This window comes from Psychrobacter sp. CoH-33_TS_01, assembly GCF_058189395.1.
In genome coordinates this window covers 14,231-25,672 of sequence record NZ_JBVGQI010000005.1, presented here as the reverse complement: position 1 = coordinate 25,672, position 11,442 = coordinate 14,231, and the positions used below count along the sequence as shown (strand labels likewise).

Sequence of the window (11,442 nt, the reverse complement as noted above, 5' to 3'; positions counted from 1 at the left end):
TTCTTTATATAAAGTAACGAAACATATCTTTATGAATGAATTAGTAAACTTTTGCGAGTATTGTAACAGCAACTTTACTAATTTTTTATGTTACTTACAACTAAAAAGATACAATCTTAGTTTATATTTCAAGTCTTTCAGCCATCGTTAGAAAATTGCGCAGTAACTTAGTTAGCGCAGCTAATTTTCACAAGAAATTTACGATTAAGTTGAGTTTATCCCTTAATTATGGTATAAATGTCGGCTTTAAAATTTTCTGATTAGCTAAGCGTATTAGCGGAGCGTCTCGATCGCGCTAATTTACGCGTATTTAGCAATCAACTCATTTCAATATAGTAATTGTTTGGTGCCAAGGGTCTGCTACTAGCTATATATATAGATGGTTTCAGTACAGCTTGCCCAGACAGGTATGAGATACTCTCATGCCTCACATAGATTAGGAGTTCGCCATGTCTCGAGTATGCCAAGTGACTGGGAAGCGCCCTATGGTGGGTAATAATGTTTCGCACGCAAACAACAAAACCCGTCGTCGCTTTCTGCCAAACCTTCATAACCATCGTTTTTGGGTAGAGTCAGAAAACCGTTTTGTACGCCTACGTGTTTCTACCAAAGGTATGCGTATGATTGATAAGCTAGGTATTGATCAAGTTCTAGCTGACATGCGCGCGCAAGGTCAAAAGGTTTAATCCTTAGACCCCGCGTATTTTCCCCACCTTTCGAAGGACAGACGTCATGAGAGATAAAATCAAATTGGTATCTACTGCAGGTACTGGGTATTACTACACTACCACTAAAAACAAACGCACTATGCCTGGCAAAATGGAGATCAAAAAGTTTGATCCTAAAGTACGCCAGCACGTTATCTTCAAAGAAGCTAAAATCAAGTAATTGTTATATTAAATAGCACTACTGATTCATAGCGACTTGGTTGCATAAAAAAAGGTCTATCATTTGATAGACCTTTTTTTATGGTTGGCTTTAAATCCAACTTTAAACTGACTGTATTCATCAAACTAGCTATAGTTGGTAGGCTCTTCGTCATAGACATTCGCATGCCAATGGCTGATTTGTTTTTGCATAATCACTTGAATAGCAGCATGAATCATGTGCTGACCAATAGCTTGAGTGTCATTGCCCAGCATATCTTTGATTTTATCCGAAAATCCAATCGTCACCAAAGCGTCTTCTTCGCCATCCATATCGCGTAACATTAGGCGACCATCATCCGCTTCGACCAACTCTAGCATCGTCTCTTTCGCGAAGCTGTTAAACTTATCTTTCGCCTCTTTGTCCATATCGTGGTCGTGGTATATCTCGTCGCTCTTAAAAGGCATAGTTGTATCCTCGTTAGCTTCTGCTGCTGCTAGGTTTAGGGCCGAGCCATCACGCAAAAGTAATTTCTTTATCCTCTTACAATGGACGCTTTATAGACGAATTTCAAGTCTAATATTGGCCAAAGTCCGTTTAAACCCACCTTCTGCCATCCTTTATTTACCCTACTAATTCACTCTAGCGTGTTAACGCCAGTAGCGCAATTTCGCTATGGTAAATAACAACGCCACAAACATCCCTAGATAGTAGGCCAGCTTTAATTCAAAGGTCGGATCGCGATACTTAAAGGGCAACGCAACGACCGCTGTGGCCGTCGGAAAGATGATCAGCATCAATAGCCAGTTTTCAATGACATTAAGCCAGCCTTGCAGCCCTGTGCCGTTACGTAGCGAGGCTAACCCCATCAGCAAGCAGCCAATAATCAGCGCGATGATAAGACCACGAGGAATGTCTTTAGGAAAAGGAGAATACGAGTAAGGGGTATCAGATAAGTTCGATGACAAAGAAGTTCCCCAAAATGAATAAATAAAAACAGTTATTAAATGAGCAAGCTAGGTCATTAAGACCGCTAACCCATCCAAACGACAATAGCGCTTAGCTATAAGTGCCCATCAACCAGAGCATAGCCACACACGCGGTTAGCCAACCGAGCGTCATAGCATTCCGGCGTTGTACCGTGGCTCCCGTCACTTTATTAAAAACCAGGCTGCCTAACCAAAATAATACGGGCACGCCAATAACAAAAGCGGGCACCAGTACTGCTGCGTGTTTCAATACTGCGCTGAACTCCTCGCCTACGGCCAAGCGAAAACCATAGCCGACTAGGCTTAAAACTAGCGCAAATAATGCCAGTCCAACCGTAATACCCAGAGGTACTAAGCTGACTTTGTCGGGATTATGACCATTATTCTGCATAGCTTCCTCATTTACAGAGGGGGTATTCGGCTCAAGGGTCATAGATAGCTACCTTTTAAAAATAAAGCTTATATAAACGAATGGCTTATAAAAGCACAAAAGACGCCTTTAGTAAGCCCAGTACCAGCTGTCCAGTACCACCACAGATTGGCTTTTTTTATACTTGCTGGCTGCCCACTAACGATAATTCATGACGCATGGCATCGATAGCCGCTTTGTAATCAGGCTGATTAAATATCGCTGAGCCTGCAACAAACATGTCCGCGCCGGCTTCTGCCACTGCCCGAATGTTATTTGCCTTAATGCCGCCATCCACTTCTAAACGGATATCGCGACCACTGGCATCGATTAATTGACGCACTTGACGTACTTTGGCTAGTGTCCCTTCGATGAAGGACTGCCCACCAAAACCTGGGTTGACGCTCATCAGTAAGATTTGATCAACTTTATCCATCACGTAGTCTAGATGATGTAACGTGCTGGCTGGGTTTAAGACTAAACCACATTTGGCGCCGCCGTCTTTGATTAACTGTAATGAGCGGTCCACATGACTCGCCGCTTCGGGATGGAAGGTGATGACACTGGCACCCGCTTCTAGAAACTGCTCAATCATACCATCTACCGGCGAGACCATTAGATGGACATCGATAGGCGCATCAATCCCATAATCGCGCAACGCTTTGCAGATCATGCTGCCAAAGGTCAGATTGGGGACATAATGATTGTCCATAACATCAAAGTGCACCACGTCAGCACCGGCTTTCATAACCGTGTCTACTTCTTCGCCCAGACGCGCAAAATCAGCAGATAAAATAGAGGGGGCGATAAGATAAGGTTGATCGGGGCAAATCATAAGATAGCTACCTTAAGTCAGTGGCTTAAAAATGGGCTAAAAACAGAATGTTGATAGGTAAATACTGGGGGAAGCTAAGCTGAAAATCAAGCAGGCACGCCGATTTAACCTGACGGCCTACTCTTTTATAAAATGTCTTTTATGGCATGACACCGTAGCGTTTATCAGTAAATCTTAGCTTATCTTTGCTTATATTGAGTTTTGCAATAGCCCCGCCCTACCGTAAAGGTACGCTTGGACTCGTGCTTAGTAGCACGATTGGTCACCCGCTCTCGCCATAACTTAAAAGAAGAGAGCTTTAACTGTTGGCGCATTAAGTCAATCACTGCGGATTCGCTTAAGCCATAATTGTGCTCGATAGCAGCGAATGGTGTTCTGTCTTCCCAAGCCATTTCGATAACGCGAGACAATTGCACTTCATCAAGACTAGCCGCATCTGTTACCGTTTTAGCATCGGCTAACAGACTCGCGGCCTGGTTACTTTCTTCTGTATGTGCAGTACTAGTACTCGCTACTTGCTTAGCGCGTAAGGCAGCTGACATATCTGCCTGCATTATCCCTAAAGACGCCTTGTCTAGGGAAGTATCCGCAGCTGCTGTGGTCTGTGCCGATACTTTGGTCATATTAGTCATAAAATTATCCTGAGTTAATTACGCAAAACGTATCGGCTGCTCAGATTAACCGGCTAAATTAGCAGCTTTTAGATGGTGATACAGATGGTCTTCTAGCACGCTTTGGATAAAGTAGTAACTGTGATCGAAGCCAGCGTGATAGCGTAAGGTCAGCGGTTGCTCAACTTCTCTGCAAACTGCTTGCAGCTTTTCTGTCTGTAGTTTGCCGTCTAAATAAAAGTCGTCTGCCGCGCCTTGGTCCACTAATAATACTGAGTACTGCTTACCGGCTTGGCGGATAGTGGTAGTGGCATCGTATTGTGCCCACTCGCCCTGATCCTCGCCAAAGTAAACTTGATAGGCCTCTTGGCCCCACTCAGACTGACTGGCTGCACAGACGGGGGCAATGGCGGAGACGCTAACGAACTTGCTCGGGTATTTAAAGCCAAACATCAAGGCGCCGTGGCCGCCCATTGAATGACCGGTTACACCGATACTGGTCACCGGAAACTGGCTGCGAATCAGGTCATAAAACTCTTCGACAATATAGCTTTCCATGTTGAAGTTTTGCGCCCAAGGCGCGCATTTGGCATCAACGTAATAACTGGCGCCCTGACCCACATAATAGCGCTCATCATTGGGCACTTCCTCGCCTCTTGGCGAAGTATCTGGCGCGATAAAAATCATGCCAAGCTCGCTACATAAGCGCTGAAAATGCCCTTTATGCGTAACGTTATCGGCATTACAGGTCAATCCAGATAGGTATAACAGTGCAGGACACGTTTGCCCAGCTACCGCTTCATCCGGTAAATAGATACTGAACGACATGGTCGTGCCGGTACTGGTAGACTCATGCGAATAATAGCGTTGCTGCCCTTCAAAGCAGCGGTTGTCACTGGTCAAAGTTAAATTGGTCATAATAGCCTCTCAATACTCTGTTAGTAATTTTTATAAATAGGATTTTATCAAGGCCTATTATGGGACGGGCTTAGTAGGGTCAAGCGTCGCTTGAGAGCTATCAGCTGCACGCCCGGTTGGTAATGATGGCGCGATAGGCTGCAAGTTTTGCTCGCTCGGGGCACGGCCTTGAATAAATAGCGCCTGCTCAAAAGCTGGTAAGGCAGTCTGCATCAATTTGCCAACGACCATTTGTGGCTCTGATGGCTCAAATCCCATTAACGACTCGCGCTCATGAATGCGTTTTTTGGCCGCTTTAAAGGCCGCGGCGAAACTGGTATTGTCCCGTAGACTCTCAGCGAAGAACGCTTCCCCAAAGTACGTCATTTCTGCCGTATTAGTGCAGCCAAAAGACATCTTGTCAGGCGCAGAGGCGGTGATAATAGCCGTAGTCGGTGAAGCAAGCTCATCAATAAATGACCCTGAATAACAAGACGATACGACAATTACTCTCCAGCGAATCCCTGCATCATCCAAAGCTTTACGTAGCCAAGCCGGATCCAAGTTGTCCATAGCGATGGGTTCATTCTCTAATAGCAATACATCTCGATCGCCATGCGAAGACAACGCTAAAAATAACACATCTTCATCAGCATCCATCTGCTGTCCTAACCGCATCAACGCCTGTTTAATACTGGTCTTCGTCGCGATAGGCTCATCTAGCCAGCTGTATTTATTATTGATTAGCGATAAAGAATGGTCACTAGTGCCAAAACGCACATCAAACAGCTGCCGCACTTGGTTAATCTCAGAGCGAAACACATCTTGACCGGCAAAGCCCGCCACCCCCATAAAGTACCAATCCGTTTTACCAGGCGTACTCGAGTCTACCGCTGCCATCGCTTCTTGTAATAAAATCGGCTGACGGTATAACGCCGCTTCTTCAACCACAGGCTGGACAGGCATGAGCTTAAATATAGGCTGATCAGCGACATTATTTTGCCAGACCGTCAGTAAGGCAGCCGCCCCAATCAATACTAAAATTCGTTCCCACCATGGCGTGCGTAGGCGTCTGGAAAATATCCATAGCAATGCCACCGTTTGCCATAAAAATAGGATTAAGAATAATACCGGTAAGAGCGAATAGCTCCAATCGGGCAACCAACCCCGCGTTCCCAAAAATTGCACGAAACTCTGTAGCAAAGCCAACATCGTATCCGCGGTCAACCATAAGACTGCGGGGACGAATACCACCCCAGGATTGCCTGAGCGCCGAGCTAGGATAATCCCCGCTAGGATGATAATGGTGGGCCAAATCAAATAGCTAATCAGACCCTGCTCATTAAAGATGCTCCCGCTTTCTGCGGCAAGCCAGGAGAACAGAACATTACTGCTTAATGCTAAAGTAGCAAACAATAGAAACTGCAGTAGCGTCGGTTTTACCCAGCCGAAAGCGCGCGTAGACCCCGCCAGCATCCAAAGAGCAGCGAAAATATTAGCAGCAAAATTAAGCGAAAATCGCTGTAGCGAGATGGTTTTTAGCGACGCAAGGGACAAAGAATACAGCCTCTATCGGTCATCAGTAACGGGGTAAAAGGGAAAATGCGGGGCCAATAGTGAGCAAATTTTACAAGGCAGCATGGCCAGTAGATAGCTGGCCTTGCGTAGCGACAGTATAGGCAATTTAGGGCTATAAAAGATAGCCTATCTCTAGCTTATTTCAGTCTCACTGTAACGCAGTTTTTAGAGCCATTTGACGACCCTACAGGGAGAACATTGTAATAGATTCGGTCGCTGCGGAGTAAGGCGGATTTGTAACGGCAATAAAAAGAAGAGCAAAAGGCGAGGAAAACGATAGGAAAAAGAGATAAAAAAAGGACACCCTTAGGCATCCTTTTTTATTTTCACGTTATCCTGTATCTATAGGCTAATTGTTCATTAGCAAAGCTGCTAGCATTATTTCAGCAAAAGCTCATTAACCCGTTTTAGGTAAGCTGCTGGGTCTTCTAATTGACCGCCATCAGCCAATAGCGCCTGATCAAAAATCACTTGCGCTAAATCATCAAACTGCTCGCTAGTCTCTAGCTTTTGAATCAGTGGATGGTTTGGGTTAACCTCAAGCGTTGGCTTCACATCTGGCACTTCTTGACCCATTTGCTTAAGCATCTGAATCATCTGTGGTGAAAGCTCACCATCACCGACCACGAGACAGGCTGGGCTATCCACCAAACGCGTAGACACTTGCACGTCTTTTGCACGGCCGCCCAATACTGCTTTCAACTTATCTACAACTGGCTTGAGCGTCTCTTGTGCTTTTTCAGCTTCAGCTTTCTCTGCTTCGTCTTGCAAGTCGCCTAGGTCTACCGCCCCTTTAGCGATGTTTTGTAGCGGGGTACCATCAAACTCAGTTAAGAAATTCATCGCCCACTCATCAACACGGCTGGTCATCAAGATAACTTCGATGCCTTTCTTCTTAAATAACTCCAATTGTGGGCTATTTTTAGCAGCGGCTAAACTCTCTGCAGTGAGATAATAAATCGCTTTTTGCCCGTCTTTCATGCGCTCTTTATAATCGGCAAAGCTGGTCTCTAAACCGTCTTGCGTGCTGGTGGCGTAGCGGAGTAATTTCGCAATACGCTCTTGGTTGCTCATGTCCTCGCCCAAGCCTTCTTTGATGACATCACCAAATTCGCTATAGAACTGAGCAAATTTCTCTTGCTTATCGCTATCTTCACTATTGGCCAAGCTGGCTAATAAAGTCAAGATACGGCGGGCGTTACCATCACGGATAGATTTCACATCGCGTGACTCTTGCAGCAATTCACGGCTCACGTTCAATGGTAAATCTGCAGAGTCGATCACGCCTTTAACGAAGCGCAAGTACATAGGCAATAACTGCTCAGCGTCATCCATGATAAACACCCGCTTCACATACAGCTTGAGACCATGCTGCTGTTCACGCGCGTACAAATCCATCGGGGCTTTTTTAGGGATATATAGCAGCTGCGTATATTGCACGCGGCCTTCGACTCGGTTGTGCGTCCAGGCCAGCGGCTCATCGAAGTCATAAGTGACATTTTTATAGAAGTCGACGTATTCTTCGTCCTCAATCTCAGAGCTAGAGCGGGTCCATAAAGCGTTGGCTTTATTAACCGTTTCCCACTCGTCCGTCAGCACCATTTCGCCACCGAGAGGCGCGTCGCTATCATCGCCTTCTTCTCTTACTTCTTCTTGCCAGACTTCTTTGCGCATTTGAATAGGCAAGTTAATATGATCTGAGTACTTATTGACCAACTGCTTAATTTTGCTACGGTCTAAGTAATTATCTTCGCCTTCAGAATATTCTTCTTTTAAGTGTAGCGTAATCGAAGTACCGCGCGTCTCTTTAGTAATCGCTTCGGTAGTAAATTTACCGGTGCCATCAGACACCCAACGGACGCCTTGATCGGCAGGCACGCCAGCTTTACGAGTTTCTACAGTAATGGTATCCGCTACAATAAAGCCCGAATAGAAGCCCACCCCAAACTGACCGATTAGGTTGCCATCTTGTTTTTGTGAGTCAGACAGCTTTTCTAAGAAAGCTTTTGTACCTGATTTTGCGATAGTCCCTAAGTTTTCAATGGTATCTTCAGCAGTCATCCCGATACCGTTATCGATAAAGGTGACGGTCTTAGCCGTTTCATCCACATCGATACGGATACGCAATTCGCCATCATTTTCATACAAGCTATCATCGCTAGTGGCTTCAAAACGCAATTTATCGCAAGCATCTGACGCATTCGAGACCAACTCACGCACAAAAATATCTGCGTTCGAGTATAAAGAATGGGTCACTAGATGCAGCAGCTGGGCAACTTCCGCTTCAAACACGTGCTGTTGGGGCTGATTCGCTTGATTGTCGCTCATAGAGTCCTCTCAGTTATGATGTATGGTTTTAACAACCTTTATTTTTTAACACAACAGTTTTTTAACACAGTTATGCTGACTGCAACCTTGCAGCCTTAGCATCACTAATAGGGGCGAAGGCACTAATTTTCAAGCCAATTCGTCTGCTAATTATTAGAACTCGACAACATTATGCTGCAGAGGCATAGCCAAACAAATCCATAATGTGCTAAGTTGAGGTTATAATTAAATAAACACATAACAAAGACTAAAAAGGATTGCGCAAGCTTTAAGGACAAGGCCAAAACAATGTTAATTTCTAGGCCAGCAAGCTGCCGTCATAAGGTCCTTTTGCTATCTCTTTGTCTTTCTCTACTACGTTAATGAAATAAGACTGTGCTTATGACTGCCAATACTCATCCCCAAAATCCTCAGAGTCCTGCTACCAAGCCTGATACTAATGCTTCGCAAGAGATCGTATTTTATGATGGTATGAGCGAAGAAGAGCTCGATTTGCTGCTGCAAGCTAGCCTGAGAGAGGATACAGAAAAAGCGGAGCCAGCCGCTACCCAAACAGTAGCAGAGCCTGCCAAAACGGAGCGGGTGACAAGTTCAATAGCTACTGATGCTTCAAGCACAACGCCAGCAGCACCACAGCCTGTTGTAGCAACCACTGTGCCGAACGCTAGCGTCCCTCGACCCAACACCCCTACTAAATACTATAGTGCGCTCAGTCCCATTGTGGCCGATAGAACCGTGTTTCGTAGCCACAGTCACCAAGTGCAAACGGCGCAAGAGCGGGCGGCTATGCAAGCTGCAGAGGTGCCCAAACCTGCTCGCTCACCCCTTGTAATAGAGGATACGGCAGTGGAATTCGCCGACGAGTTAAAGAATCTGACCCCAGCCCAGGCCGACCCAGAGGTAAGCAAAGCAGCACCCGCGCAGCAACCGGCGGCTACTCCTAAAAAATCTCTCAAGGCATTAACAGCGGCTCATAGCACTTCGGTGAAAATTCGCCCTAAAGCCGCGCCGACTGCTGTGGTCAATAAGGATGAGGAAGCTTCTCAGACTAAGCCGGTAGCAACCCCTGCCGCTACAACTAAACCTGCCAAAACGGATGATACTGCTCCTAAAAAAGCTTCAGCTATCAAGATTAAACCTAAAGCCGCAGTAGAGCAGCCAAAAACTATTGCTGTTGCATCTGACTCTGAGGTTATAGTGGCGCAACCGCCAATTGCAGCCTCTGTAGAGCCGGCAGCAGTAGCCACTAAAGACGAAACTGTGTCTGCAGCGCCGGTGACCTCTAGCACTGAGCAACCCATTGAGGAATCCACTGCGCATATTGAGGCTACTTCGGCTGCAGAACCAAGTGCTGCGGAAATGAGTATGCCAGAGCCTATCGCATCAGCGCCTGTTGCAGCAGAGCCAACATCTGCAATATTAGAAACTTCAGCGGCAGACTCGGCTGCTAATGAAAAGGGGGCTAGCGAAATGTCAGCTATTGCCACCCCCCTTGAGAGTGCAGCTGTTGAGGAAAAAGTAACTTCTGAAGTTCCTAATACCCAGCAGCTTAGCAAACAAGTCAGTGCAGACATGCAAGCCTTCAAGTCCCAGCTGCACCAACTTACCCTACAGTTCCACGAATTAGGCACTTTGTCATCGCGCTTGATGCAACAGTTGCGCCATTTGCAAAGCGATAGTAACGATGACTTTTCGGTAACTTACGAGCAGATGCTAGAGCTACGCAGCCACTTGGTAGCTACCAAAAAGCAAGCGAGCGATTTACCGAGCCTACTTGATGTGGCCGAAGAAGCCCTCGAGTCAGAAATGTACGTGGCGCAAACCCGTAAAAATCGTTAATTTACTAAAATTATGGATTTGCTATTAAGGCTTCTTAGGTTTGTAGAGGCAAGCGCTAACTAGCTGACTCTAGGTTAGTGAGCACTTCTCTCATAACCAACTGCTCTCATAAAAAAAGGATATAAGGCCAGCGCCCTATATCCTTTTTACTTTTATAAACGACTATTTTTTTAGACTACTTCATATTATTTACGAGGGATAGGACGAATAGTCAGAATTTGCTCACTACGACCAAAGGGGCCGTCTAAATCATGCAAGACAGCACTGGTTAAGCCAATGCCATCGTCACCGTATTGCTGCACCGCTTCAATACCCAACCAACGACCTTTAGGCGTGCGGTGCATATGAATCTGTAAATCGGTATTGGGAAACATCCACTCTGCAACATCTAAGCCTAGGCCAGGTCTTGGGACTACTCCATTGGCGGTATCGACTAGACCCAGTAAATGTACCATATCATTCGTAGATTCGCCTGCGACCATATCGACGTCTGTGGTAATCCAAACGGTGCCTTTACCGGCTCGGCGCGTGTCATCAGTAGCTAAACGGACACTTTTTATAAACCCACCCGGCCAACCTTTCATGGCTTCCCAAGTCTCTAGATTTTCAGGATGATGCAGCGCAGGTTGGTCCTCTAATCCAGCAATCACGCTCGTATCTTGCGTCATCAGCCGCCAAGCGCGGGCCACGATACAATCGCGTCCGCCACTGCTCATGACCGCCTCAATCAGCTCAATCGTTCTACCTGGGCGGATACTGCGCGTGGTAATAGTAAAGTCGTCTAGAGGGATTAAGCCCAAGATATCCAGACTAATACGCGCTATACGCATGTTTTCTTGCGGAGAAAACTGAACCAATTCATTGGTTATTACTCCCGTTGCGGGAGCCATGTGCTGCTCATGGTCATTCCAAGCCCCTTGCGCATGAATAGTGGGCTTATAGTGAGCAATACAAGAGCCATCATCTTGCAACTCACGAGTGATACAGTCGTAATAATTGGCCATAGTTATCCTTAACTCTAGGTTATAAATAGTTGTTCTCTATGAGATAGTATAGGAGATAACGCACTATAAAGGGAGCATTAGAGCT

The 11,442-nt window shown here is 46.0% G+C and carries 12 protein-coding genes; 3 read left to right on the top strand and 9 right to left on the bottom strand.

Annotated features, from left to right (window positions below):
- Nucleotides 1-449 precede the first annotated feature (449 nt).
- Nucleotides 450-686: a 50S ribosomal protein L28 gene (gene rpmB / locus ACZ2XM_RS09540; protein WP_201498834.1), complete on the top strand. Its 237-nt coding sequence runs from the start codon at nt 450-452 to the stop codon at nt 684-686.
- 46 nt (nt 687-732) lie between these two features.
- Nucleotides 733-888, top strand: coding sequence for a 50S ribosomal protein L33 (gene rpmG / locus ACZ2XM_RS09535; protein ID WP_010201403.1), 156 nt, complete (start codon nt 733-735; stop codon nt 886-888).
- A gap of 125 nt (nt 889-1,013) precedes the next feature.
- Here rpmG and ACZ2XM_RS09530 read toward each other — a convergent pair whose 3' ends face one another.
- The 8 genes from ACZ2XM_RS09530 to htpG form a co-directional block, all read right to left on the bottom strand.
- The gene (locus tag ACZ2XM_RS09530) at nt 1,014-1,391 is read right to left on the bottom strand and encodes a hypothetical protein (protein ID WP_490588569.1); all 378 of its coding nucleotides are present in this window, start codon (nt 1,389-1,391) and stop codon (nt 1,014-1,016) included.
- 126 nt (nt 1,392-1,517) lie between these two features.
- Nucleotides 1,518-1,835: a hypothetical protein gene (locus tag ACZ2XM_RS09525; RefSeq protein ID WP_490588568.1), complete on the bottom strand. Its 318-nt coding sequence runs from the start codon at nt 1,833-1,835 to the stop codon at nt 1,518-1,520.
- Between the two features lie 91 nt (nt 1,836-1,926).
- The gene (locus ACZ2XM_RS09520; RefSeq protein ID WP_490588567.1) at nt 1,927-2,289 is read right to left on the bottom strand and encodes a hypothetical protein; all 363 of its coding nucleotides are present in this window, start codon (nt 2,287-2,289) and stop codon (nt 1,927-1,929) included.
- Nucleotides 2,290-2,404: 115 nt separating this feature from the next.
- Nucleotides 2,405-3,100 carry a ribulose-phosphate 3-epimerase gene (gene rpe / locus ACZ2XM_RS09515; RefSeq protein WP_490588566.1) on the bottom strand — a complete coding sequence of 232 codons (696 nt, stop codon included), beginning with the start codon at nt 3,098-3,100 and terminating at the stop codon, nt 2,405-2,407.
- Between the two features lie 179 nt (nt 3,101-3,279).
- Nucleotides 3,280-3,564 carry a TIGR03643 family protein gene (locus tag ACZ2XM_RS09510; protein WP_490588801.1) on the bottom strand — a complete coding sequence of 95 codons (285 nt, stop codon included), beginning with the start codon at nt 3,562-3,564 and terminating at the stop codon, nt 3,280-3,282.
- A 213-nt stretch (nt 3,565-3,777) separates the two neighbouring features.
- A complete protein-coding gene (gene fghA / locus ACZ2XM_RS09505; RefSeq protein WP_490588565.1) occupies nt 3,778-4,629 on the bottom strand; it encodes an S-formylglutathione hydrolase in 852 nt (283 codons plus the stop codon).
- Nucleotides 4,630-4,686: 57 nt separating this feature from the next.
- Nucleotides 4,687-6,165 (bottom strand): C13 family peptidase, encoded by a 1,479-nt coding sequence (locus tag ACZ2XM_RS09500; protein ID WP_490588564.1) that lies wholly within the window; start codon nt 6,163-6,165, stop codon nt 4,687-4,689.
- Between the two features lie 399 nt (nt 6,166-6,564).
- Nucleotides 6,565-8,514, bottom strand: a complete 1,950-nt coding sequence (htpG, locus tag ACZ2XM_RS09495) for a molecular chaperone HtpG (protein ID WP_490588563.1) — start codon at nt 8,512-8,514, stop codon at nt 6,565-6,567.
- Nucleotides 8,515-8,895: 381 nt separating this feature from the next.
- Here htpG and ACZ2XM_RS09490 point away from each other — a divergent pair, with 381 nt between their 5' ends.
- Nucleotides 8,896-10,353, top strand: coding sequence for a hypothetical protein (locus ACZ2XM_RS09490; RefSeq protein WP_490588562.1), 1,458 nt, complete (start codon nt 8,896-8,898; stop codon nt 10,351-10,353).
- A gap of 185 nt (nt 10,354-10,538) precedes the next feature.
- Here ACZ2XM_RS09490 and ACZ2XM_RS09485 read toward each other — a convergent pair whose 3' ends face one another.
- Nucleotides 10,539-11,357: a thioesterase family protein gene (locus tag ACZ2XM_RS09485; protein WP_490588561.1), complete on the bottom strand. Its 819-nt coding sequence runs from the start codon at nt 11,355-11,357 to the stop codon at nt 10,539-10,541.
- Between the last annotated feature and the right edge of the window lie 85 nt (nt 11,358-11,442).